This window comes from Hymenobacter sp. YC55, assembly GCF_029433095.1.
Classification (GTDB): domain Bacteria; phylum Bacteroidota; class Bacteroidia; order Cytophagales; family Hymenobacteraceae; genus Hymenobacter.
This window is the reverse complement of record NZ_JARNTX010000005.1, coordinates 84,943-110,092: the sequence shown is the minus strand read 5'-3', so window position 1 is coordinate 110,092 and position 25,150 is coordinate 84,943. Positions and strand designations below refer to the sequence as shown.

Below are 25,150 nucleotides of genomic sequence, written 5' to 3'. Positions count from 1 at the left end.
CCTCTGCCAACGCTAATTCCCATGAAACTAGTCAAAACCAGCGTGTTGGCATTGTCGCTGCTCGCTTTCACTTCCGGTTGCAACGACGAGAAGTTCCTTGATGTGCAGCCCACCGGCGCCCTGAGCGACGAGCAATTGAACACGCCCGCCAACATTGAGAAGCAGGTGATTGCCGCCTACTCGCAACTCGGCAACGACGTGTACCGCGCCCCTTACACCTCGATGTGGCCCTACGGCAACGTGCGCGGCGGCGACGCTTACAAAGGCGGCAACGGCACGGCCGACGTGGATGCTTTCCACTTCTACGAAACCTTCACCTTCAACCGCGTCGATGTTGGCAATACCGATGAGCTGTGGTTTTTGCTCTACATCGGCGTTTCCCGCGCCAACGACGCCCTGCGCCGCCTCGATGCCGTGGATGCTACTGCGCTGCCCAATAAGGCGGTGCGCCAAGGCGAGATGCGCTTCTTACGGGGGCACTTCTACTTCTTGCTCAAAGAGCTGTTCAAGCAAGTGCCTTACATCGACGAAACCGTGCCCACCGATCAGTACGGTACGGTGTCGAACGTGGAGCTGAACAGCGACGCACTATGGGGCAAGATTGCCGAAGACTTTAGGTTTGCGGTAGCCAACCTACCCGAAACGCAGCCTGAAATCGGGCGGGCCAATAAGTCGGCGGCGCAGGCCTACTTGGCCAAAACGCTGCTCTACCAGGCCTACGTGCAGAACGACAACCACGCCGTGACGAGCGTCGACCAAGCCAAGCTAAACGAGGTGGTGGCGCTAACCAACCAAGTCATTGCTTCGGGCAAGTACTCGTTGCACCCCGACTACGCCACCAACTTCCTGACCGTAGGCGACAACGGCGTGGAGTCGGTGTTTGCCATCCAGTTTTCGCGCAACGATGGCACGCCCAAGGGCCGCACCGATCGGGGTAACTGCCTGAACTACCCCATGAACCCCGACTACGGCTGCTGCGGGTTCCACCAGCCAAGCCAGAACCTGGTGAATGCCTACAAAACCGACGCGCAAGGCTTGCCGCTGTTCACTACGTTCAACAACTCGGACCTGCTAACGCCCACCGATTTCCAGACCAACACCGTGGACCCGCGCCTCGACCACACCGTGGCCGTGCCCTCGCACCCCTACAAGTACGCGCCCACGTTTGTGTTTGAGAATTCCTGGCTACGCGACAAAAACACGTATGGCGTGTACATGTCGATGAAGGAAAACGTGCTGCCTTCCGACCCGAGCTTCCAGAAGACGCCGCCGTTCATGACCACGTCGAAGAACTGGACCATCATTCGCTACGCCGATGTGCTGCTGTGGAAGGCCGAAGCTCTGATCGAGCTGAACCGGCCGGCCGAAGCCCTGCCTATCATCAACCAAATCCGGGAGCGGGCCGGCAATAGCACCGCTCGCCTGAAAAACGCCGTGGGGGCCAGCACGTCCAACTACCGTATCGGGCAGTACCCGGCCACCGGCTGGACGCAAGCTTACGCCCGCGAAGCCTTGCGCTACGAGCGTCGTTTGGAGTTTGCTTTGGAAGGCTACCGCTTTTTTGACCTCGTCCGCTGGGGCATTGCTGCCAACTACATGAACACCTATTTCGAGAAAGAGAAAACCAAGCGCCAGCACCTGGCTACCGCCCGCTTCACCGCCGGCCGCGACGAATATTTGCCTATCCCGCTCAACCAAATCAACTTCAGCAAGGGCCTCTACAAGCAAAATCCCGGCTGGTAGAGGGAGCTCAGTAGGAAGCTGGCTAATTCTGGTTAGCTTCCTGCAACTAGTCAATACGTTAGCTGCTTTCAGCAAACAGCTAGGAAAGTGTTTCCCTCTCGCACAAGTCACGTATTTGGTAGAGCTTATACGCGACAAAATCAACTCTCAATGAAAACTAGCAACGTCTTCTTCTGGTCCCTGGTGGTGGCGCTAGGAGGCTTTTTGTTCGGCTTTGATACGGCCGTTATTTCCGGAGCCGAAAAAGCTATTCAGCAGCTTTGGGGGCTGAGTGCCGTCGAGCACGGCTTTACCATTGCCGTGGCCTTGATTGGCACCGTGTTCGGCGCCATATTCGGGGGCATCCCGTCGGACAAGCTAGGGCGGCGCCAAACCCTGATCTGGATTGCGGTACTCTACTTCGTTTCGGCGCTCGGCGCGGCTGTTACCAATAGCTGGGTGGCGTTTATGATCTTCCGGTTCCTGGGCGGGCTCGGCGTGGGAGCGTCGTCGGTGACGGCCCCGCTCTACATTTCCGAGGTGTCGCCGGCCGATAAGCGGGGGCGCATGGTGAGCATGTTCCAGTTCAACATTGTGTTCGGAATCCTGGCGGCCTACTTGTCTAACTACCTACTGACGGGTACGGGCGAGCAAGACTGGCGCTGGATGCTGGGCGTGCAAGTGGTGCCGGCCGCTGCGTTTTTCCTGCTCTTGTTCCGGGTGCCCGAGAGCCCCCGCTGGCTGATTGGCCGCGGCCGGGTGGAACAAGGCCGGCAGGTGCTGCGCCTCATCAATCCCGCTACCGCCGACGAGGACGTAACGGCTATTCTGACTACCAACGCCGCCGATGTGGCCGAGGGCGGCCACTCGCTGTTTGCCCGCCAGCACCGCAGCCCCGTTATGCTGGCCGTGCTGTTTGCGGTATTCAACCAAGTGTCGGGCATCAATGCCATCATCTATTTCGCCCCGCGCATTTTCGAAATGACGGGCTTGGGCAAAAGTTCGGCCCTGCTGTCGTCGGCTGGCCTCGGACTGGTCAACTTCGCCTTCACGCTGCTGGCGCGCCAGTTTATCGATAAGCTCGGCCGCCGCCAGCTGATGCTCATTGGCTCGTTTGGGCTGATTACCACTCTTGGACTAGTAGCGTGGGCTTTTTACTCCGAGAATTTCCAGGCCTTTGGGGGCATGCTGGTGCCAGGGCTGCTCTTTATCTACATTGCCTTCTTTGCTTTCTCGCAAGGCGCTGTCATCTGGGTGTTTATCTCGGAAATATTCCCCAATACGGTACGTGCCAAAGGCCAGGCCCTGGGTAGCTCCACACACTGGGTTATGGCCGCCCTCATTGCTTTCACCTTCCCCTACTTCGCCGAGAAGTTGGGTGGCGGCAACACCTTCCTGTTTTTCTGTTCGATGATGGTTTTGCAGCTACTGTTCGTGTGGCGCCTGATGCCCGAAACCAAGGGCACTAGCCTCGAACAGATGGAGAAGACTCTGGTAATTCACTAAGCAATGCAGCTAGGAGTGCCTACAACGTGCATGGACGGGGGTGGGGCGCCCGGTGACTGGAGAATGCCTTTTCCCTCTCTGCTCTCCTTTCCAACCTCTCATTTCTAAGACTTCACTTCTCATGTCTGACAACAAGATAGTTTGCTTCGGCGAGGTGCTGTGGGACGTGCTGCCCACCGGCAAGCAGCCCGGCGGCGCGCCTTTCAATGTGGCCGTGCACCTGCACCAACTTGGTCAGCCTGTTGACCTAATTAGCCGCGTAGGCGACGACGACCTGGGTGCCGAGCTGCTGGCTTTCATCGAATCCAAAGGGCTAAGAACCGACTTGGTGCAGCGCGGCAAAACGCACCTGACGGGCGTGGTAAAAGCCAACGTGGACGATGCCAACGAGGTAACCTACAAGATTGTGCAGCCCGTGGCCTGGGATTATATCCAGTACGACGCAGCCTTGGAAACCCAAGTAGCCCAGGCCGATATGTTGGTGTTTGGCAGTTTGGCCGCCCGACAGGGTGCCACGCGCGAAACGCTGTACCGCCTGCTCGAACATGCTCGCTTCAAGGTGTTTGACGTGAACATGCGTCCGCCGCACTATACCAAAGGCGTAGTGAAATACCTGCTCGAAAAAGCCGATCTGGTGAAAATGAACCACCACGAGCTAGCGGAAATCATGGCTTGGTTCAGCGAGGAAACCGAGGAAGTAGCCGCCGTACAGTGGCTGGCTTCGCGCTTCAACTTGCAAGCCGTGTGCGTCACCAAAGGCGCCGATGGGGCCATCCTCTGGACCAACAACCAACTGTACCGCGCCCCTGGCGTGTCTGTAACCGTGCGCGACACCATTGGCAGCGGCGACGCTTTTCTGGCGGCGTTGCTTAAAGGTTGGCTAGCCGGCCAGGAGCCCGGCGAGTGTTTGCGTTTCGCCTGCGCCACCGGCGCGTTGGTAGCCACACACCAAGGAGCCACCCCCGATTTCAACGAAGCCGACGTGCGCGAGCTGCTGGCCGTGCAAGCCGTGTAGCTGCGCCCTAAATACCTGTAAATCTTCCGAGTAGAGCCGAAGCATCTCGCGTGCTGACACAGGATTACTATTCCAACATTAGCACGCGAGATGCCTCGGTCGCTGGCTTGATGCGCCACATGCTCAGCAGGGCAATGGTATTGCAACTTCACCATGGTATTAGCACGCGAGATGCTTCGGCAAGCTCAGCATGACGGATATAGTTTAGCAACGTCAGCCTACTAAATGCTGCTACTTGCTTAGTATGACAGGCACAGTTGGGCGGCGCCAGTATGGTCCATGCTGCGCTTGTTGAAGACAACTATGCCTTTGTTGGACCATTACCCACCACTTTCCTATCCCACCCGCATGAAAAAGGCTCTTCTACTGTCCCTTTCTTTGCTTGGCTTCCTCGATGCCAGTCTAGCACAGACCACTAAGCCGATACCTCCTGCTACGCTACAATACCGCCCGGCCTACCACTTCAGCCCGGCCAAAATGTGGATGAACGACCCCAATGGGATGGTGTACCACAACGGCACCTACCACCTGTTTTTTCAGCACTACCCCGACGGCATGGAGTGGGGCCCCATGCACTGGGGCCACGCCACCAGCAAGGACTTGGTTAGCTGGCAAGAGCAGCCCATCGCCTTGTACCCCGACAGCCTAGGCTATATTTTCTCGGGCAGTGCTGTAGTGGACGCCAACAATACAGCTGGCTTCGGCAAGAACGCCCTAGTGGCCATCTTCACCCACCACGACCCCAAAGGCGAGAAAGCCGGCAGCAAAACCTTCCAAAACCAAAGCATTGCCTACAGCCTTGACGAAGGTAAAACCTGGAAGAAGTACGCCCAAAATCCAGTGCTGAAAAACCCCGGCATCACCGACTTCCGCGACCCGAAAGTGAGCTGGTACGAAGCCGGCAAAAAGTGGGTGATGACGCTAGCTACCAAAGACCGAATTACGTTCTACTCGTCGCCGAACCTGAAGGATTGGACCAAGCTGAGCGAATTCGGCGAAAAGCTAGGCGCCCATGGCGGCGTGTGGGAGTGCCCCGACCTTTTCCCGCTTACGCTCGAAGGCAAGACGCATTGGGTACTGCTGGTGAGCATCAACCCCGGCGGCCCCAACAGCGGCTCGGCCACGCAGTATTTCGTGGGGCAGTTTGATGGCAAGACCTTCACGCCTGGCAGCACGAAAACCCAGTGGGTAGACTACGGCAAAGACGATTACGCCGGCGTCACCTACGGCAACACGGGCAACCGACGCATCTTTCAGGGCTGGATGAGCAACTGGGAGTACGCCAACCAAGTGCCTACCTCGCCCTGGCGCAACGCCATGACAGTGCCCCGCGAGCTAGCCCTGCGTAAAGTAGGCACAAGCGTGTATTTGACGTCGCAGCCCGTGAAGGAAGTAAGCCAGCTGATGCAAGCCGGCCGCGTGACGCTGCAGAACTTAACGGTGAGCCAGGAACTGGATTTAAGCAGCCGCTTGCCCAACCCCGGCGACAAGCTCCAACTCAAGCTTAGCACCAAGCAGCTCACCGATTTCGCGCTGGTACTCTCCAATTCGCGCGGCGAGGAATTGGTGATTGGCTACGATAAAAAAGCCAACGAGTACTACGTGGACCGCAGCAAAGCCGGCAATAGCAGCTTCAGCACCAAATTTCCCGGCCGCCATGCTGCGCCCCGCTACGCTACCACGCCGGCTGCCGATATTACTATGCTCTTCGACGGCACCTCAGTGGAACTGTTTGCCGATAACGGGCTAACTGTCTTGACCGAGCTGTTTTTTCCTAACGAGGTGCTCAACACGCTTAAGCTAAAGTCAAGCTCAGGCCTGGTAATCACACAGTTGGACTGCGCCAAGCCAGCTTTGGCGGTCAAGTAACGCCTTTGCCTGCACGGCTGAGCAGTAGCAGTTCAATGGTCTGCTTTAATTTGTTGGCTCGTCTTTTCCAACCAGTAAGGGTAGCACCGCTGGCTGGATGGGCGAGCCAATAAAAGTATAGGCTACTCCTAAACTGTCCATTCAAAACAGTTGGGTGCTCCTATCTTAGCACCTTGTCTGTCAAGACCAAGACTTTCTCCTGCTTTTAGGCTTGCCGATGGGTAGGAGGGAGGTTGCACTAGCCGCCCAAGGGTATGAAAACAACTTGTCGTTTGCATCTGCGTTGCCGCCCCGTATCAGTCTTCTCCGGCAACTGGTGTCGATTGGCGTGTTGCCTGCTAGTGTTGCTTGGTTTGGGGCCTACCGCATATGCGCAGGAAGATTGGGGCTACAAAGTCTACCAGTTTCCGGCCGACATGATACCGCGCATCGACGGCCAAGTGGATGATTGGGCCAGCTTCCCGAGCGAATACGTTGTGGGCACCGACCAACTGTGGGACGACTCCAAGCATTACCCCGCCCCGGACCCCAAGAACCTCGATGTGAAAGTGCGGGTGGCCTGGGTGAAGGGCCTGAACCGGCTTTACGTCCTGTATGAAGCCTACGACGACTATTGGGACTTCACGCTGCCCGGCCTCCACAACGACACGTTTGAACTCGTTGTGGACGGCGACTTGTCCGGCGGGCCGCTTATTGCCGAGCAGCATCCCAACCAGACGCTGCCGCTGTGGGACCGGTTCGTGTCGTTTCACGGGGTCCATGCCCAGAACTACCATATTTTCACGCCCGCTGTGGGCAAAGATTGGGCGCTGGCTTGGGGCAGCCAGCCTTGGATTAAGCGGCTGCCGTACGCCAACATTGCCTATTCCTACCAGTTCAAGCCGGGTGGGTCGGGCAAGCTCGTGGCCGAGTTCTGGATTACGCCCTTCGACTACGCCGGTGCCGAAGGACCAGCGCGCGCCGTAGAATCGGTACTAACGGACAACAAGAAAATCGGGCTGACTTGGGCGGTAATCGACTACGACGACGTGAAAGACGAAACCAAGAAGGGCTTCTGGAATCTGTCGAAAAACCACAAGATGTACGGCAATTCCAGCTTGGGTACCGTTTTCACTCTCATGCCGCTAGACGCCAAGTACCAGCCGAAGCTGCAAGCCCAATGGTCGTTCCTGGTTACGGACATGGCGCGGCGGCAAGTGACCTTCCACGACGACAGCCAAGGCACGGTTACGCGCTGGCAATGGGATTTTGGCGACGGCACTACGTCCAAGGAGCAAAGCCCGGTGCATCAGTACCAGAAGGCTGGTAATTACATCGTGGTGCTGACCGTGGAAGGTCCGGCCGGCAGTTCGCGCATGTCGAAAGTGTGGGAGGTTGTCCTTAAATAAGCATGCGGTTTGTTTTGCTGGCACAAAACCAGATTGTTTATCCTGGTATCGGCAGGACTTCGTAGTGCGTCACGTAAGGCTCCATTTCCAGCAAGTAGGCTGTATCTTCGGGGTAGTAGCGAGCTTGCTCGTAAGCCGGACCAGCGAAGGCCTGGATAGCCTCGTACGACTCCCAAAAAGTAAGAAGCTGAAAATGCGCTATTCCATCTTGCACGCGGCGTAGGACGGTTACGCCCCGGTTGCCCGGAGTGTGCTGGTAGTCGGCTAAGCCCGTGCGCAATAGGTACTGATAATAGGCTTCCGCCTGTAGTTCAGGAACGGCTCCATGCCATAAGCGAGCAATCATAGTCACTAAGATTTGATGATAGATCAACTGGCGCGGCTTTGTTCCGTAAGCCCGCCTTTCAAATCAAAGCTAGTAGCCTGAAAAGCAACACGATGTGCAAAAATCCCTTTTTGCCAAGTGCATTCCCTATGGGCTTGTTTGAATGTAAGCAAGTAGGAAAGGCGTGCTGCTATCGTCTTATGGATGCAGGAAAGCAGTTAGCCCCAGTTGCTACTCGCCTGAACTTCGCTGAACTACTTATGTGGTAGCAAGTCAACTCGAAAAGCTGAGCTGTATAAGCATAAAAAAAGGGTGACTGTATAGTCACCCTTTTTTGGTTGTTCAATAAGATGGTCTACATGGTAACTAGACGGGGCAGTTCTACTTCGAACAGGCTAGCGAATTCTTGAGCAGAAAGAATATGACCTTGCTTCTGAGCGTTGTTGGCCAGTTCATATCCCCACTGTGCAGCCGCTAGGCGTTGGGTCGGCGTCCCGTGGTGGCCGGTGCTGGTGAACGAGCAGTCTCCGATGTTTACGAACACTTGCAAGAACTGCTGAACGCGCTTCCACTGCATGGCTGCTCCTCTCGCATGCGAGAGGTAATAGGCCGAATAAGCATCTGCCATGAGCTCTGTTCTGCGAGTGCCTTCTGGAGTGCTTGGGCCCTCTGGGAACAGCTTCAATTGGAATTGAACCTGGTGGCCAAATTCGTGAGCCAGAATGGCTTGAGGCGCAACGTCATTATAGCCGATAGCCGTGTACGCTTGCATAATTCCGTCGCCCATCACAATCTTATCCGGGATTGTGCCAAATGGCTCTTCCGTAAAGCCTTCTAAGGCAAAAGCGTTGAAGGTGAAAATGGGGTGGTTACCATTTCTCAACTCAGGGTAGGTCTTAAGCGCATTGATAACGCGGTCGGCATAGATGGCTGCACTAGCATTGCTCAAGCCGTAAGCATTCACATACGTCCGGATTAGCTTTTCCCGGTTTTGCAGCATGTTTCCATGCATAGCAACCAGCACGATGTCCTCCGACTCGATATTCCAGAAGCGCTGTAAATCTTTGAATGCTTTGGTTAGCCGTTGGGTGTACTCCCCATTTGGACCGAAATACTGGTTTTGGGGGCTGTTTTCATACAACAAAGCGTCGTAGGTAGGCAGGTTAGTCATAGCAGTGCTATTGACAGCCGTGCGAGCTCCAGGAGTCCAATCAGTTAGTTGCGTGCCAAGCCATTGGTTCAATGGCGTGTCGTCGTCGCAAGGGGTTGGTTCCAAGGCCAATGCCCGGCGAACCATGTCTCGGAACTGAGGGTCCGATTTCAGTAATTGTGTTAAAGTAGGATCTAGTGTTCCCTCAAGTGCCGTAGCATTTTGCTGGGTTGATTGGCTTGCTGCGTTAGGCTCGAGCGTACTATCAGTTTCCTTTTGGCAACCCGTTAATACGGTAAATGACAGGGCAAGGGATGCCGACAGGAGTTTGAGGTGCTTCATAAGTACTGTTTTTGGTTTTGGGGAAAGGAAGGTTGGCGAGAAGTATAGAATGCAAAATGTTCTATACTTTATTAGGTCAATATAGTGTGCCTCAAGTTATTGCATGCTAATGTTCAAAAACGAGCAGCACCTATGTTCGCCCTAATGTATAATCATATCTTGAAATCGCCTAATCTTTCACAACCGATGAACAAGATTTTATACGTAACCTTTTTTGTGCCCCACATTCAACTGTAAATACGTACGTAAGTATGTATAAATGTTTATACGTATAGACTAAATAGTCCCTGTCTAGGACGTATATTATATAATATTATATAGATGGACTAATTTCTATTAACACAAAGTAACCCCCTCTTTCATAGCTAGTTGAATTACTAGCGTTAAGAAAGAGGGGGTTGCCTTAAGGGTGAATGCTGATGTGAAAACTCTAGAAAGGGGGAGATGCAGGTAACTTCAAGAGGGAGTACACTCAACAGCATTAGCTACTATCTACTCGCAAAGCATCGACGCATTGCTTGCGTTATTCTAGAATTTGATAGCCAATGGGCTTGAAAGAATAGTTGTTGGACATCTCGGCCGAACAAGCAGTCATCCCAACCAGCAAATCTGTTTTGGCTTCTAGTATTACGTAGTCGCCGGCTTTGCTTTTAGGAGGAAGCACGTCCACTTTCCCCGTTTCCCCGTCCACGGTTACGTGCATGAAGATGTTGAAGCAGATCGGAATAGTGTCAGGACTAATGCCGTACTCCTGCAATGCCTCGCAAAGGTTGCCGAAGCAGCCACGGTGTGGATGCGTGTGGCCGTAGATAATGCGGAACGTGTCGGCACTACAGGGCGTGAGCAAAAAATCGTGGCGCCCTACTGTGTCTTCCACCAGCTCGAACATGATGTTGCTGCGGTTAGAGTAGAAGGGGTGCCCCTTGGTCAGAAAGATAGTCTCGGCATAATCAATGGTACGCCCCGAGGAAAGATACTCGGCTTTGTCGGCGAGGCTATAGCAGACGAAATCAGAGACTTGCTCGCCTTCTATGTCAACCACTTTAAGGCGCTGGCCTTGGCGCAGAATGAATGCGGTGCCGCTACGCGGCGGTATGATGGTCAATTGATCCATGTTGGCTTAAAAAAGGGCATTTCCAGGCTTGATCATATGCTTTCCCGCTGTATTGGTAGGCTTCGGAGGAGTCGCCGAAATCGTGCAGCATCGGGTTGACAGAGCCTGAGTACGCTATGTCGCGGGTACGAATGGTGTTGCGGATGGTATCGTAGCGGCCGTTTGTGCGCAACTGCTCGAACTGCGCGTGGGCATTGAATACCAGTGTTGGATACTTGAACCGGCGGGCGGGCCGTGAACTACCAGGGTGCAGCCCAATCACAAAAAAGGCTTCCTCCTTGAGGCTAAAGCTAAAATTAGCCGAGTTGGGGTCGGCAACTACGCGCCGGTCGTACCCATAGCGCTGGGCATCAAGATTGGAGAGGGCCTGCATGCGCTGCCAGAACAACTCTTCAAACAATACTTCGTCGGGCACTGTTGGACCTTTAAAGATGATGGCCGCACTATGATAGGGCTTTTCAGCTTGCCGGTAGGTGTCCACAAAGTCGTAGATGAACTCCAGAATGTCGGTGTCATCCTTAGGGCAAGCGAGGTGGTCAACCACCATGTAGTGGAGCTGATTAAAAGTGAGTGCGGTCTTGGCGACTACGCACGGGAAATCCTTCTGATTTATAAAAGAAAGATATTCGTCACTGTATATATTGTTTTGAACGTCAGGCATGTGAGAATTCTTGGGTCGGAGGTAAGCCAGGAATAGTTTAAATTCCTTGCTGAGCTTTACGCAAGAATTCGCCGTGGTGTTGATGAGCTGAAATTGCTCTAGTTGAGCTTGCTGCTACAGCCAGTATGCTTCAGCTTTGGGTGGCAACGTGAGAGGTAAGAAAGCCCAACCATTTAGCTAGACAGTACTTACTCGTCAGTACTGCATACGAACGACGGCTAAAAGAGCAGCTTGGAAGCACAACTGTAGCACTGGTTTTTATGCCAGAATTAGCATAAAATCTTATACAAAATAAGTTAGTGAGACAACGATATTCTCGTTATGTAGCGGGCTCTTGCTGGCAGGATAGTGTCCTCTGATGAAAAGAAACACCTGTTTTTAACCTCGACAGTAAGGAGCAATGCTATACCGATACAAAGCAGGTTAGCATTTCTTGTATCACTTATGGATGTAAGAATAGGAATATAGAATAGTGATATTATATAATCGGGGTTGTAGCTTTTTTATAATAAATGTCGGTATATTCACTTTGCTTATCATTATATAGTCTTTGCTATGAGTATGCTATCATCAGCTGAAGGATCAGCCTTTCACGCAACGTTGCCCCCGTACCAGCAACTTGGCAATGTAGAGGAACAAGTATTTGATGAGCTTGTGTTGCTCGCGGCTCGTCTATGCAAAGTGCCCATTGCTTTTATTTCGCTGCTTGAAGACGAAACGGTCTGGTTTAAGCACACCACAGGTTGGAGTGGGGCCGAACGCCTACCGCACAATTTTACACTTTGCTCGGTAGCTGTTGCGCAGCAAACCGCCACCATTTTTCCGGACCTGCGGCAGGAGCCGTGTTTGCGTATCAATACGCAAAAGATAGATGCCTTAGGGCTCCGCTTTTATGCCGGCATGCCGCTACGCTCGGCGCAAGATCAAGCCGTGGGGGTGTTGGCCGTTCTCGACCAGCAACCACGTCAGCTCTTGACTACCGACCAGACTTTATTAGAGCAATTCGCTCGTTTAGTGGAGTCCTTGCTTGACCTCTACCGGGCCACAGCGCAGCAGAAGTGTAACGCGCCTGCTGAGGACGCCCAGGTTTACTCTACCATCGTGGAAAGTATCCAGTGGATGCAGGCTTTAGCCAAACGGACTACTATTGGTGCGGAGGACGGTGCTCCTGGCCTCGACAACAAGCCTGCTATCGGGCAGGAAGCCCACGAGCTAACGCATTTGATTCGGCATCATCTAAACCGGCCCCAATACTTTGCTTAACAAGGATAGTAGCCAAGCAGCAGAGCTAACTCGCCACTAGAAGTTAGCTCTGCTGCTTGGCTGCATGCCGTTGCCGACGGTAGGTGCTGTGCCACTTGTCGAGCAGTAAATAAGCTAGACAGATGCCGCCAGCAGCCAGTAAGTGCGAACCCATAGTAGGGGGAGCCGCACCACGTACTGGTTGTAGCAGTTCAACGCTTGAGAGCCAAGCGCCAAAGCCTGATTCATCCGGTGCTAGTTCTGCGTAGAAAGGTAGAACACAGAGCAGTCGGGATGCACTGAGTAGCAAACCAACTGCGAGGATGATACCGCGCCAGGCTTGGCGTGAAAGCAACGGCTCATAAAGCAGGGCCTGCTCCGCGGCCTCCACCTCAATTGCGGCCATTATTGAGGCCGTGAAATTTTTGGGCAGCGCCGGCGTGGAATCCACTTCCCGCAGCAGCGTGCCCAACAAAGTATCTTCTTTCAATTCATCGTGGCTCATAGAAGGTCGGCTATTTCCTGTTTGAGTAGCTGATGCAGCACGGCGTACAGTTTGCGCCGGGTACGCAGCAGCTTCACTTTGATGTTGGCTTTGCCCAAGCCCACAATCTGACTGATTTCTTCCACAGAATGCTCGTGCTGATAAAACAAGGTGATCAACAGAGCCTCATCGGGCGCAAGCGTAGCGAGGGCTGCCTCCAAGTACACTTTCTGGTCGTGGTGGGCTAAAGCCTGAAACTGAGTTCGCGCATCATCGACTAGCGGGTAGCTGGTGGCAGCATTTTCGTCGCTAAGGGAAGAAGTTGGTAGCTGCTTGCGCCGAGCGTGCGAAACAGCCGTGGTGTACACGATGCGATATAGCCAAGTGGAAAACTTGGCATCGCCGTGGAAGTTAGCCAAGCCTCGGTAAGCTTTCAAAAAAGCATCCTGCGTTGCTTCCTCCGCTGTCTGCCGGTGGCGCAGCAATTTGTAGGCAATATGAAAAGCCAAGCTCTGGTAACGCGCCACAAGCAAGCCAAAGGCTGCCGTGCTGCCTTCAATTACCTGCTGGATCAATACGCTGTCGGGGACGGGGGTAGCCATGTGCCGCTTGGACGCTGCATGTACTGGAGCGGTTACAAGATAACAAGTCCTGAAAAAGCTTCAAGTGCGTTGTAACCGCTCCAGTACACGCAGCGTCCAAGCGACCAACCAACCTTTCTTACACTAATCAACCGGTAGTAGCTATGGACTTTTCGCCCCTAATAGCGGTAACACTAACGCTCTTGCTTTGCAGCACCGTTTTCGGTGTTGCATATCTCTATTTCACGGCCCGGACCCGGGAGCGGCTAGCGCTGATTGCACGGGGCATGGACCCGAATACGTTCCGTCCGCGCCGTACCAATCTCAAGTTCGGGATGCTTGTTTCGTCGGTGGTGCTAGGCACGCTCCTAGGCGACCTGATAGGGCGGCAACCGTTTGGCTATCCGATAGGCGTACCCTTAGCAGCTTTCTTAGGTGGCATTAGCCTAATTGTCTACTACTTCATCATCGACAAACGCTTAAACAGCCGCGATAAAGCAAACGGTATAGATAACGATTCCATCAACTGAGTCTCATGTCAGGAGATAGAGAATAGGCACTGTAACTAGTAGATTATTTGCTTTTTCTGCGCCCCAAACAAAACCAACCAGCCGCTAGCCACCTGTTAAAGGCTGACTAGCGGCTGGTTGGTTTTGGGCTGTAGGATTTAGGACTTGTTCTGATGAACTGCCGCCAATTTTACCACTTTCGCAATGCGTTCTGTCAAGGCTGCGTGGTCGTCGCTGTTCTTGAACAGCCTAGAGCCCATCCCGACTACGCTTACTCCCGCCTCGAACCACGCGCGCAGGTTCTCTTCCGTAGGCTCAACGCCTCCGGTTACCATGATCTTCACGTTGGGCATCGGCGCCAGTACTGCTCGCACGTAGTCGGGCCCCACAATGCTGCCGGGGAAAATCTTGACCAGCGCTGCTCCTAGCCGCGTCGCATGAAAAATTTCGTTGGGTGTCAGCGCGCTAGGAATCCAAGGAACATCGTAATGGCGGCAGATGGCTGCTACGTCGGCGGTGGTGATGGGTTGTACCACAAAGTCGGTACCCGCCTCTAGAAACAGCTCCGCGTCCTTGGCATTATAGATGGTGCCCGTCCCGAGCAGTAAATCAGGATATCGACTGCTTACATGTTCGCGTAGTTTCGTAAATACCGCAAAGGCATTTGCTCCTCGGTTAGCGAATTCAAATACGCGGATGCCTGCTGCGTAGCAGATGTCAACGATTTGTTGGGTGTAGGAGGCGTCGTCGTGGTAGAAGACGGGAACCACTTGCTGACGTAAGATGGCTTGAATAACGAGGCTGGAAGGGGAACGCTCGGACATGGAAGTGGAAGCGGTGTGTTGACTTGAGTGGGCGGAAAAAAGGCAAGCGCTGAGCTGATAAAAAGCGCCAGAGCAAGCTAAGGTTTTAAAGTAGCTTTTTCTTGATTGCTTTAGCTTCCTGTACTCTCCCGGCTTGTGCTCTCGTGTTTGCGCTGTCTTCTGGCCTTAACTTGAAAAATCAGGTTCTAGACACCCAAATCCATTGCTGCAACTCATGTTAACAATACTAGGTGCAAAAGGGGCGCATACCTCATAAATAGCGGTATTAAGCTACCAGAGCTTTTCACAGCGGGATAGTAGCGCTTATCTTTGCTACGTCCAAAATATTTATTTAAGACCATGGTTAAGTTAATAGTTGCTAATACTACTGATTATATATAGTAAAGATTAACGCCACCAGAAATTTAATTGACAGTAAATAGGAGGGAAGGCGTACTAAAAACATTGTGTACGCGTTCTAAACTAGATTTTAGTTAAGTTTCTCTGGTTGCGAGCTTCTTAGTCTCGTCTCTTGTGCTCGTGCTTGCCATTATGCGGCACGCCCTTTGATTACGCGCTTACTTCTTAGTGGCTCGTCTTCGATTAGGAAAATTTTTAATACTGTTTGTGAGTGAGCCGAACTCTCTTGTTTTAGCTCATCGTTCTCGGTTACTGGCTTACAAATTCCGCATTGATGAGGCACGGACTTCTGTGCAAGCTCCACGACATAACTCTTCAGTCTGCCATTTACGCTCACAACCTCACCAATCGCTCTGCATCTCAGCGCCCTTAGTGTCCCATGAATTATCTCGCCCTTCTTCTGCTTTTGTGGGTTGTTCCGTTCACCAATACCACTGGTTCAAAGGTGACGACTGCAGCACCTGCTGTTAGTGTAACTGATTTAAGGACCACACCTAATCTCCTTAGGCAGCTTAATGACTATCGGCAGCACGCCGGATTGCCACCATTGGTACTGAGTGAAACGGCTTGCCGGGCGGCCCGCATGCAGGCAGTCTACAACATAACCCACCGGACCCATGGGCATTACCATCCTTACTACCCAACTCCCCGGCAACGCCTAGCTGCCGTTGGGCATGAGTTTGAGAAAGCTAATGGCTTCATGAGCTATGGGTTTGAAAACTGCGTACGATTTCGGGGTATGCGTCCTGATAAACTGAGAAGCATTGAAACTCAAATTCTGCGGGCTTATATACTATCTCCTAAGCACAACGCAGCTCTCCTAGACCCAAATCCGACGAAAGTAGGTATTGCAACTATCTATGATGGTGATGAACTTCAAAACTCTATGGTCTTCTGTATTTAGTGAGTTAGGGTACAGCTATTAGGATTGCATGTAAGCACAAACGGGTTTACTGGTGGTTTCCTAATCTTGTGCTGCACCAGTGTGGGTTTAACACCAGGCAAAAAAAACAGCTAAAGAAAAGTTGAGTAAGAGTTTAAGAACATGACAATGATTTGGTATATAAAAGTAAAAAAATTTGATATAAAATATACTTTTTTATACTCTGAAACATTTGCCAAATAAGAGTTTTAGTATATAAACGCTGCTGTATTCCGTCATCTTGAAGGCCAAATTGCTATCGTAACACTAATGCTTCGGGCAGCATAGTGATAACTGGACGTTGAAGTATATGCACCGCAATAGAAACGAGCAGTGTACCAGCAACTTGGGTGCGGCTACTACAGTACGCTTACCTGGGTTGTGAACCATAGTGGCCATTCAGCCTAGAACTCAATACGATAGTTGAGAAACGGGACTAAGGAGGTTTGGTAGGACGTTTCGATTTGCTGGGAAGACCGGTCGTAGAAGCGCCCGTAGATATTCTGGTTGTTGGTGGCGTTCTGTAGGTCCAAAGAAATGATGTGCGAAGCGTGCGGGCGGTTTTTGCGGTAGCTTGCTCGCAGATCAAGCCGGAAGTAAGCTGGCCCTTGCTCCGACCAAGCTTGGTCTTCGCGCAGAATACCGTAGCCAGCCTCACGAGAGGCGGCAATATCTACGGGCGTGTAGCGGTTGCCGCCGGCCCACAACAGACGCAGGTTTAGCCCCACGAGGTTGTTGTCGCCTCGGCCTACTTTTAACTCCCGACCCCCTAAGGCGTTAGCGACAAAATTGCCGTTGTAGCGGGTATTGCGCCACTTTCCATCGGCGGCGCGGTAGCGTGCGTCATAGAGCGAGCCAGTAAGTTGGAAGTAGTAACGGCTGGTGAAGTATTTTTCGAGCGTAACATCTACGCCATAGTTCTGGCCGCGGCCACGGGCTACCAATGCCTCAGAAGGTGCCCCACCGCTGTAGTTGAGGGCGGCAAATGTGCTGGGCGGGTCCGGGCTAATGGCTACGTGGTAGAGATATTGGTAGTAAGGCTCCACACGCAAGCGCAGGTCTTCGCGCAGCAAGTTGTCGTAGCTAAGCACATAGTGCACGGCGCGGGTTAAGCCCAGGTCCCGGTTCGTTTCACGGTAGCTGCCATCGGCCTGCGGCAGCCGGGTGTAGTACACAAACGGCGCTTCCAAACGGCTGTGCAGACCCAGACCCGCCGAAATAGACTGTTTGGGAGAGAAAGCCCAGCGGGCCCCCACCCGAGGTTCCACTGCGGTATTGCTGTTGAGCCCAAAATGCAACACGTGCATCCCGCTCGTGAAGGTAAGTTGCTCGGTGGCGCGGTACTTCCACTGCCCGTATGCCTGGGTAGAGGTAGCATGGCCGGTCTGTTGCAGAAACTGGACAAACTGCCCGCCATACTCATCGGACCGGAAGCCGTTGCGCGCATCAAAACCCAACCGACTAACTATAGCCCCGGTACGAAAGGTGTGCCGGGCGTTGAGCTTGTAATTATAGAGCACCGAAGCCCGCACCGACGTATTCACGTACCGCTCATCATCGTCGAGAATCCGGGCGTAACCTTCGCTTAGCTCGTGTGCTTGGTAGGCATGCCGGTCGCCGGAACCGGTAAGGGCGGCTTCTAAGTAAGATTGGTCGTTGAGCACATGCGTATAGGTGATGCCACCGATGGCTAGATCCGACGAGGCTTTATCGTCGAACCGTTCGTAGTACCGCTCCCACTGGGTGGAGTCGCGGGCGGCGCGTGAACTGGTGCTGCTCAGGCCCCCAATACCCCACACTGCGAGTTTGTGGCGGCCAATAGGCATGTCAAGTTTGAAGGCGAGGTCTTGGTATTTCGGCACGCCTCCGTCGCCGGTCAAGTCCAGCCCTAGATTGTTGAGCAACGCCAGCGAAGAGTAGCGGTAGTTCACCAAGTACGAACCTTTTGAGTTGCTGCTGAGAGGACCTTCGGCCGCAAACTCAACACCCAACACTCCGGCCTGAAAAGCATACTCGCGCTTTTCGTTGTTGCCGGACCGTAGCCTCACATCAAACACCCCGGATAAGGCGTTGCCATACTCGGCCGGAAAGGCGCCGGTAAAAAAGTCGGAGTTGCTGAGCACGTTGGTGCTCAGTACGCTCACGGCCCCACCGCTGGCGCCCGCGTCGGAGAAGTGGTTGGGATTAGGCACTTCCACGCCTTGGATGCGCCAAAGTAACCCCCGCGGCGAATTGCCCCGCACCACAATCTCATTGTTTAAATCCCCGCTCGACGTACCCGACACCCCAGCCAACGTTTGGGCTGTACGGGCCGGATCGGAGAGGCTGGCGGCGTAGCGCTTGCTTTCCTCCACAGAAATCGAACGAGCCGAAACAGTTGCCATGTCGTTGCGGGCGGTGCCTTTTTCCCGCTCCCCGGTCACTACCACTTCGTTTAGCCCAGCGAAAGACTCGCTCAACCCTAGATTGAGGACCAGTTCTTTGCCTGAGCCTAGCAGCAATTCCGGAATAGTCTGCTCTTCATAGCCCAGGAAACTAATCTTAAGCGTGTGGCGACCAACGGGTATTTGCTCGATTTTGAAAGTACCCGTAGCATCGGTGGTAACGGCGCGGGGCGGACTAACGCTAAGCACCACCACCGTAGCACCCACCAAAGGCTGTTGCGACTCCCGGTCGAGGATGCGCCCCCGAATGGTTTGGCTCAATCCCTGAGCATAAGTTTCGGACGCCAACAACGCGAACAAGCTGATTAACAAGAATATACACCGCATTTCAGTTGAATTTTGAAGGCATGGCGCAGCCTAGGCAGCAAGTGAAGGCTGTCGATTGAAAGTCAAGAAGTTAGAGAAGCCAAGCGTTGTAGCTAGGCAAAGCAGAAGGGTAGCGGCTACGCGCAGCCGCGTGAGGAACGTTCCATGGACAAGACGCGCAAGTGGCTGCTTACCCCTACGTGCGCTGGCAATTATTTTTCAAGCAAGATGCCCGACAAAGCTCCCTACTTTGGGAGCCACCAGCTTAAAAGCGCACCCCGGCGCAGTAGCCAAACCAGCCTAGCACGCGAGTAGCAGCGCTCCCCTGATTTAACCAGAGCCGACGGTTATCGCTTAGGTTGGAGTGTATCTGCCCGGTCTCGGCATCGTAGCGTTGCGTGACGAGTACGCTCACCGTAGGGCCAGCCACGAAACGAAAGTGTCCTCCCGCTTTGAAAGGTGCCAGACCCACGAGCAGGCGCAGTTGGTTGTGTAGGTTCAGATCGTCGGTCCAACCGCGTTGCGCTTCGTTTACCTGCAGGGCAAGAGCGTCTAGGTTGACGCTCAGACGGTGGCGAGCCAGCATTTCGGTACCAACTCCGTAGCCAAGAGCCCAACGGCGGTTGCCACTCCCAAACCCGTCGTAAGTGCCTGCTAAGAACGTGTAGAACTGCGGCGAACCTCCTAGCTTCAAGGCCAAACCCACCGGCCAAGACTCGGTGCTAACGGCCTCTACGCGGTGGTAGCCACGGCGCACAAAGTTGAAGGGGGCAATGCTGACGCCATCAACCGAATCGGCTACGTTGAACAACCCGGCTAACTGCACGCCATGCACGGTGCCTGCCGCGTTGAACAAGCCGGCCGCTTGCACACCGCGCACTTCGGGCGAAACATTGAAGAGACCAGCAGCCTGTACCGTACCATGGCGGGAGCCGGATTCAGACTCAGTGCCTTGACTTTGGTTGTCGCTGGCTGGCCTTCCCTTTGCGAGACCGGAGTAGTTGAATAAGCCGGCCGTTTGCACACCGTTCAGAGGACGGGTAGCCACGTTAAGTAAGCCCGCCGCCTGCCAACCCGTACCCCCACCAGCCACTACGTTCATTAGGCCTGCCCCTTGAAACCCATCGAGGTGGCGACCTACTATATTAGCAAGGCCAGCCAGCTGAGTGCCGGCGACCGTGTCGCGGTCCACGTTGAAAAGACCTGCTGCTTCAAAGCCATCTACCCCGGCCGCGTAACCGCCCAGCACGTTCAGGGACATTTTGTTTACAGTTTGCCCGCTCCGCAGACCATTTGAGCCTAGCGGGCCAAGAAACGATATCTGCGCTTTTTTGGTGAGCGTAGGGCGCGCCAGCTCTTCCGGCTCTTTTGCGGGGGCTACGGAATCTGAGGCCACGGGTGCCGAAACTTTGGCACCCGCGGTGGCGCTTGAGTCGGTTGCGGGTGAGGTGATAGGCTGGCGGACTGCTACCTTCTTTTCTGCAACCTGCGCACCAGTAGTTGGCCCGCGTCCCGAACTAGCTACTCCTACTCCGGGTGACTTTGGAGTTGTTGGTTTGCCTGCGGTTGGCTTAGCAGCGCGCCGCTTCGCAGGAGTTGTGCTGGCGAGTTTACCGCCAGCGGCCGTTGAGTTGGTGGCCGACACAGTAGCCGAGGAGCCTGCTGGCGAAGAGGATGGGCCTGAGTCGGTGCTGGATGCTTTGCCGGCGGAAGAAGTACCAGGGTTCGGTGCGGATTGCGGTTTCTCTTTCCGGGCCGGATGCAGCACCACTTGGTCGCCAACGAGTTCATACCCAATGTTTTTGTCGGCGAGAACCGTGTTCAGGACGGCGCGCAAGGATTGGTTTTGCACGTTCAGCGTCACCGGCTGCTGTAGGTTAAGGGCCGTGTTGCTGTACGAAATCCGTAGCCCGTACTGACGCCGCAGCGTCCGCAGCACCGACTCTAGTGGGGCTTGGTTGAATACGACGGTCACCTTGCGGTCAAGCACCGAGCCCGGCCGGCCTTGGGATAAGGCGGGTTGACCAGCCAGCGAAAAAAACAAGGCTACGGCCAAGCATATGCGGTTTAGCATAGCAAATAGGGTAGTAAGCGGTAGAAGAAAGCGGTTAGGCGCTAGTGGCAGCCCGTTCCACTGAATGTGTAGCCCGTACCAGATTTGTTCACGGAAAGGTTGGTCGATAAGCTTACCACGCGCAAAGCCTGGCCTAGCTCGGTGCGCACAAAGGTACCCGTGAAGCGACACTGATTTAAGCTCGAGTCCGCCAGCGTCACGGGCACGTTGTAGTAGCGGCTTAGGGTTTGCGTTACCTGGCTTAAGGTTTGGTTATCGAACACTAGCTCGTCGCGCTGCCAAGCCCGGAAGTTTGGGTCTACGATAGGCTTTTGCACGGCCGCTGCCGGTATAGCCCGCCGAATCACCCCACGCAAGCCCGGTGTAAGCAGCACCGAATCGGCAGCGGCACTCAACCGTTGCAGCGGGCTGAAAGCTACACGGCCAGTCACTACCGATACTTCCACCGAATCCTCCGTGTTGTAGGCCCGCACGTTAAACGACGTGCCTAGTACCCGAGTGCGGGTGTCGGGAGTAAGCACAGTGAAAGGCTGCCCGTGCGCTTTTTTCACTTCAAAAAACGCCTCGCCTTGTAGCTGTACTTCCCGGGCTGACTCGCTGAACTCGGCCGCATACCGCAAAGTGGAGTTGCGGTTCACCCACACCTGGCTGCCATCGGGCAGGGCCACTTGCCGGCGCTGCGCACCAGCTGCCACAGTTATCATCTCCGGCGTACGGGTAAGCAGAGGGCGGAGCAAGGCCCACACACCCACGAGCAGCAACACTGCCGCGGCCAACCGGAACAAGGGCTGCGCAGCGGGCCACAGCGGCACCGTGCGCCCTACAGGCGCGGCTGGAGCTGGAGATGGTACCAGTTGCGGCGCCAAATCGGCGGCAATTCGAAACCGCTGCCAAGCTGGCTCTACATCGGCTTCCGTGAAAACTTCGGCAACCGTACCACCCCGTTCCCAAGCGCGCGTGGCATCGGTCAGGAGCGGCAAGTGGGCGGGCGCCGCCGTAACCCAGGCATGCAGTTCTTGTTGCTCCGACGCCGTAGCTTCGCCTGCCAAGTGCTTGGCCAGCAACTCCCAAGGAGCTTGCTCTGCGTCGGAATACAAGTCAGGCATGAATCAAGTCAACAGCTGAACTCTGCGGATACGGCACTTTGGGGGTCAACCGCTGGAAAACGGCACAGCCGGCAGTTTAGCAGTTCACTCGCAGCAAAGCAAATTTTCACTTGTCGGCCAGCACCCGCCCCGAGCCCGTAATGCGGGTGTTGATGGTCGGGCTGCCTTTGTAGTACACTGTTCCGCTGCCGCTGATTTCCGCGCTCAAAGTCCGTTCGGCCCGCACGTAGCTACGCCCCGAACCCGTAATGGCCACGTACGTGTCCTGTGTGGTTAGGTCGGTGGCTTTCACTTGTCCCGAGCCGCTAATGTTGATATTGTGGCTTTGCGAAACCCCTTTCACCTGCGCTTCGCCCGAGCCCGAAACGTTGGTGCGCAAACTGGTAGCTTGCGTGAAGTCCATTGCTACGCTGCCCGAACCCGATACTTTCACTTCACAGCTGCTCGCTGACCAAGGCGCACTGCTGCGAATTTTACCGGAGCCCGAAAGCTGCACTTCCGTAAGGTTGGGCACCGTGATATAGATCTTGATGGGGTCATGGTCGCGCACATTCACCCGGCTAAATTCGAGTTGTAGCTCATCCCCATTCAGTTCGGTTTCCAGCACATCGAGCACATTGCGCTGCGCTTCCACGCGTACTTGCTGCGGGCTACCCTGCGTCAGGATCACCTCGGCGTCCATCTTGAGGTCCACGCGGTTGAAATTGTCTACCGTTCGGATTTCCGACTCGGTGGGGCCGGTGCCGCGCACTCGGGGCCCAATTAAGTTGTGTTCGTCGTTGCAGGAAGAAAGTGCAAGCACCGACAAAAAGGAGAGTAGAAGCCAGTTAGTTTTCATGACTGGAAGAAGATAAGGTTAGAGTTTGTCTTTAAGAGCCACAACCCGCCGCTTACCCCTACGCGCCCCTCAAAAAAATTTATAGCAGACCGAGCAACAGCAGAAGTGCACCCGAGAAAAAGCCTTTCAAATGCTGGCGAAGCAGCCGCAGGGCCTTGCCCATTTGGTTTTCCACGGTTTTGGGAGCTACTTCCAACGTGTCGGCTATTTGCTGGTAGCTCAAGCCTTCTTGCCGGCTCAAAAGAAACACGGCCCTGCATTGGGGCGGCAACGCGGCCAGGGCTGCGGCTACGGCTTGCTCGGCCTCTTGCCCGTCCATATGTTCGGCAGTGCTGTTGGTTCCGAAGTCTGGGCTGCCAGCTTGCTCGAGGCTGACTTGGCGCTTTTGTCGCTCGGCATAGCGCAGGGCAGCGTTCATAGCAGCTCGGTGCAGGTACGCTTTGTAGGTAGTAGTAATCTGAAGCGTGTCCCGGTTTTTCCACACGTTCAGCAGTACATCCTGCACGAGATCCTCGGCTACGTCACGGTCTTGCACCACCTGAAATACAACGTTACCCAACGACCGGTAAAACGCCTTAAATAACGCTTCCATAAATGCCTCCGGGTTATTGCGCTGCAACTCCGCCAAGCGAAGTTCGAGGGTAGCAGCAGCGTCAATAGCGGTAAGCATAATGGTTATCAGAAAAGTGGGTCGCAGTTTCCGAACCTACTTTCGCGAATCATCCCATGACCCGCCAAGCACTAGATGTAAATGTCATGGTGAATAGCTATTCAATAATCGCTCTTTACAGGATTAGCGAATTACTCTATGCCCATGCTAGTTACACGGGTGCAACAATACGGATTTGCCATTTCATGCACCATCTCAAATCAATCTATTTTTCTCTATATAAAAAATAAGTTAAATGCTGCTGAAACCGTCACTGTACAGTCAAAAGCATTTCTAGTCCTTGTATAAAGTTGGAGCTAATAGAACCTGCCTAGATTTATAAACCTTTTTTATACTAAAACATATGCCTACAGCAACTGCTATAGCTCGTTGCCTTAATCTACTACATGGAAAAGATATTATGAGTAGCTTTTCATTATTTCAATTGCATGCAAGCCACTGTCGCATTCACACAACTCAAGCTCTTCCGAGGATGCAGCATTATGCATTTGCTACTGTATACTCACGCTATAATTTCGAATTACCCTTGATAATGTTTACTTATCGAGGGTAATTACTTTATATTGCAGGCAGTATAACGGCATACTTAACGTTATTTGTTGATTATAAGATAGTTAAACGGAATTTAGCATATAAAGCGACGAAACTCATTGCTTTTCTCATGGATCAAGCACAGTCCGAAGACCAAAACCTGCCCATAATTCCAATACAGCAACTTGGTGCAGCGCGCAGCATCGATGACTACGCCGAATCGGCGGCGCGGTATGTCACCACAGGACAACAAGGAGCACTGAACACGCAACGGGCATACGCGGGCGACTGGCAGCGTTTCACGACTTGGTGCTTGGAGCACGGCCGCGAGTCGCTGCCTGCCGACGTGCCGACGGTGGCGGCCTTTGTAACCTCGCTAGCTGATTCCAATAAAAAGGTAGCCACCATTCAACGCCACTGCGCTTCGATTAGCAAAGCACACCAACTGGCCCGCTTGCCCACGCCCACCGACGACCGTCAGTTCAAGGAACTGATGGAAGGCATCAGCCGTGAGAAAAGATTGCGGCAAAAGCAGGCGCCCGCCTTTACGCTGGCTTATTTCAAGCGCGTGCTATTTGGCATCGATTCCACGAGGCCCGACGGATTGCGCGACCGGGCCTTGCTGTTACTTGGTCTGGCCGGTGCCTTCCGCCGCGACGAGCTAGCTAGCATTGATATCGAGCACCTCCGTTTCGACGAAGACGGACTAGTAGTGGATTTGCCACATAGTAAAACCAACCAGAAAGGTGAAGCCGAGGAGAAGGCCATTTTCTTTAGTCCCGACCGGCGCAGCTGCCCAGTACGCGCCGTAAAGGAGTGGCTAACACACTTAGAACAACACGGCCGCACGGATGGCCCTTTGTTTGTGTCGTTTCATAAAGGGCAGCGCCTGAGCCGCCGCCGGCTAAGCACGTTTAGCTTAAACGAGATTGTGCAGCTGCGGCTCGGAGCCCAGTACACGGCCCACTCACTGCGCGCTTCCTTCGTCACCATTGCCAAACTCAACGGCGCCGACGATAGTGAAGTAATGAACCAGACGAAGCACAAAACCACGGATATGATCCGTCGCTACACGCGCCTCGACAATATTCGGCAGCATAATGCTTCGCAAAAGCTAGGCTTATAAAG

Annotated in this window: 21 protein-coding genes; 9 read left to right on the top strand and 12 right to left on the bottom strand. The window is 54.0% G+C overall.

From position 1 onward, the window contains the following. Positions 1 to 21 precede the first annotated feature (21 nt). From P1X16_RS25330 to P1X16_RS25310, 5 genes are all read left to right on the top strand, one after another. Entirely contained in the window at positions 22 to 1,743 is a 1,722-nt protein-coding gene (locus tag P1X16_RS25330) for a RagB/SusD family nutrient uptake outer membrane protein (protein ID WP_277234993.1), read from the top strand. A gap of 150 nt (positions 1,744 to 1,893) precedes the next feature. Beyond that, positions 1,894 to 3,228, top strand: a complete 1,335-nt coding sequence (locus tag P1X16_RS25325; RefSeq protein WP_277234991.1) for a sugar porter family MFS transporter — start codon at positions 1,894 to 1,896, stop codon at positions 3,226 to 3,228. 121 nt (positions 3,229 to 3,349) lie between these two features. After that, on the top strand, positions 3,350 to 4,243 hold the full coding sequence (locus P1X16_RS25320) for a carbohydrate kinase (protein WP_277234989.1): 894 nt from the start codon (positions 3,350 to 3,352) through the stop codon (positions 4,241 to 4,243). 348 nt (positions 4,244 to 4,591) lie between these two features. Continuing rightward, positions 4,592 to 6,112: a glycoside hydrolase family 32 protein gene (locus tag P1X16_RS25315; RefSeq protein ID WP_277234987.1), complete on the top strand. Its 1,521-nt coding sequence runs from the start codon at positions 4,592 to 4,594 to the stop codon at positions 6,110 to 6,112. Between the two features lie 254 nt (positions 6,113 to 6,366). Beyond that, positions 6,367 to 7,500 carry a PKD domain-containing protein gene (locus P1X16_RS25310; RefSeq protein WP_277234986.1) on the top strand — a complete coding sequence of 378 codons (1,134 nt, stop codon included), beginning with the start codon at positions 6,367 to 6,369 and terminating at the stop codon, positions 7,498 to 7,500. A gap of 37 nt (positions 7,501 to 7,537) precedes the next feature. Here P1X16_RS25310 and P1X16_RS25305 read toward each other — a convergent pair whose 3' ends face one another. The 4 genes from P1X16_RS25305 to gntA form a co-directional block, all read right to left on the bottom strand. Beyond that, positions 7,538 to 7,846 carry an antibiotic biosynthesis monooxygenase gene (locus P1X16_RS25305; RefSeq protein ID WP_277234985.1) on the bottom strand — a complete coding sequence of 103 codons (309 nt, stop codon included), beginning with the start codon at positions 7,844 to 7,846 and terminating at the stop codon, positions 7,538 to 7,540. A gap of 334 nt (positions 7,847 to 8,180) precedes the next feature. After that, positions 8,181 to 9,317, bottom strand: coding sequence for a hypothetical protein (locus tag P1X16_RS25300; protein WP_277234984.1), 1,137 nt, complete (start codon positions 9,315 to 9,317; stop codon positions 8,181 to 8,183). Between the two features lie 523 nt (positions 9,318 to 9,840). Then, positions 9,841 to 10,431, bottom strand: coding sequence for an urea carboxylase-associated family protein (locus P1X16_RS25295; protein ID WP_277234982.1), 591 nt, complete (start codon positions 10,429 to 10,431; stop codon positions 9,841 to 9,843). Next, on the bottom strand, positions 10,400 to 11,092 hold the full coding sequence (gene gntA / locus P1X16_RS25290) for a guanitoxin biosynthesis heme-dependent pre-guanitoxin N-hydroxylase GntA (protein WP_277234981.1): 693 nt from the start codon (positions 11,090 to 11,092) through the stop codon (positions 10,400 to 10,402). The genes P1X16_RS25295 and gntA overlap by 32 nt, the downstream gene beginning before the upstream one ends. Positions 11,093 to 11,653: 561 nt before the next feature. Between gntA and P1X16_RS25285 the strand changes: the two genes are divergently transcribed. Next, positions 11,654 to 12,355, top strand: coding sequence for a GAF domain-containing protein (locus P1X16_RS25285; protein ID WP_277234979.1), 702 nt, complete (start codon positions 11,654 to 11,656; stop codon positions 12,353 to 12,355). A 43-nt stretch (positions 12,356 to 12,398) separates the two neighbouring features. On the opposite strand, the gene P1X16_RS25280 is transcribed toward P1X16_RS25285, so the two are convergent. Beyond that, positions 12,399 to 12,839, bottom strand: coding sequence for a hypothetical protein (locus P1X16_RS25280; protein ID WP_277234976.1), 441 nt, complete (start codon positions 12,837 to 12,839; stop codon positions 12,399 to 12,401). Further along, a complete protein-coding gene (locus P1X16_RS25275) occupies positions 12,836 to 13,420 on the bottom strand; it encodes a sigma-70 family RNA polymerase sigma factor (protein WP_277234973.1) in 585 nt (194 codons plus the stop codon). The genes P1X16_RS25280 and P1X16_RS25275 overlap by 4 nt, the downstream gene beginning before the upstream one ends. Before the next feature lie 143 nt (positions 13,421 to 13,563). Here P1X16_RS25275 and P1X16_RS25270 point away from each other — a divergent pair, with 143 nt between their 5' ends. Continuing rightward, positions 13,564 to 13,929, top strand: a complete 366-nt coding sequence (locus P1X16_RS25270; RefSeq protein WP_277234972.1) for a DUF6249 domain-containing protein — start codon at positions 13,564 to 13,566, stop codon at positions 13,927 to 13,929. A gap of 137 nt (positions 13,930 to 14,066) precedes the next feature. Here P1X16_RS25270 and P1X16_RS25265 read toward each other — a convergent pair whose 3' ends face one another. After that, complete coding sequence (locus P1X16_RS25265; RefSeq protein ID WP_277234969.1) at positions 14,067 to 14,732, bottom strand: bifunctional 4-hydroxy-2-oxoglutarate aldolase/2-dehydro-3-deoxy-phosphogluconate aldolase; 666 nt, start codon at positions 14,730 to 14,732, stop codon at positions 14,067 to 14,069. Between the two features lie 778 nt (positions 14,733 to 15,510). Between P1X16_RS25265 and P1X16_RS25260 the strand changes: the two genes are divergently transcribed. Then, positions 15,511 to 16,035: a CAP domain-containing protein gene (locus P1X16_RS25260; RefSeq protein WP_277234966.1), complete on the top strand. Its 525-nt coding sequence runs from the start codon at positions 15,511 to 15,513 to the stop codon at positions 16,033 to 16,035. A gap of 422 nt (positions 16,036 to 16,457) precedes the next feature. Here the strand turns inward: P1X16_RS25260 and P1X16_RS25255 are convergent, their stop codons facing one another. The 5 genes from P1X16_RS25255 to P1X16_RS25235 all read right to left on the bottom strand — a co-directional run bounded on the left by P1X16_RS25255 (position 16,458) and on the right by P1X16_RS25235 (position 23,491). Then, on the bottom strand, positions 16,458 to 18,785 hold the full coding sequence (locus tag P1X16_RS25255; protein ID WP_277234964.1) for a TonB-dependent receptor: 2,328 nt from the start codon (positions 18,783 to 18,785) through the stop codon (positions 16,458 to 16,460). A gap of 283 nt (positions 18,786 to 19,068) precedes the next feature. After that, entirely contained in the window at positions 19,069 to 20,877 is a 1,809-nt protein-coding gene (locus P1X16_RS25250; RefSeq protein ID WP_277234962.1) for a secretin and TonB N-terminal domain-containing protein, read from the bottom strand. Positions 20,878 to 20,918: 41 nt separating this feature from the next. After that, the gene (locus P1X16_RS25245) at positions 20,919 to 21,983 is read right to left on the bottom strand and encodes a FecR domain-containing protein (protein ID WP_277234960.1); all 1,065 of its coding nucleotides are present in this window, start codon (positions 21,981 to 21,983) and stop codon (positions 20,919 to 20,921) included. A gap of 106 nt (positions 21,984 to 22,089) precedes the next feature. Beyond that, positions 22,090 to 22,821 (bottom strand): head GIN domain-containing protein, encoded by a 732-nt coding sequence (locus tag P1X16_RS25240; protein WP_277234958.1) that lies wholly within the window; start codon positions 22,819 to 22,821, stop codon positions 22,090 to 22,092. A gap of 79 nt (positions 22,822 to 22,900) precedes the next feature. Then, positions 22,901 to 23,491 (bottom strand): RNA polymerase sigma-70 factor, encoded by a 591-nt coding sequence (locus P1X16_RS25235; RefSeq protein WP_277234956.1) that lies wholly within the window; start codon positions 23,489 to 23,491, stop codon positions 22,901 to 22,903. A 661-nt stretch (positions 23,492 to 24,152) separates the two neighbouring features. Between P1X16_RS25235 and P1X16_RS25230 the strand changes: the two genes are divergently transcribed. Further along, on the top strand, positions 24,153 to 25,148 hold the full coding sequence (locus P1X16_RS25230; protein WP_277234954.1) for a tyrosine-type recombinase/integrase: 996 nt from the start codon (positions 24,153 to 24,155) through the stop codon (positions 25,146 to 25,148). Positions 25,149 to 25,150: the final 2 nt, after the last annotated feature.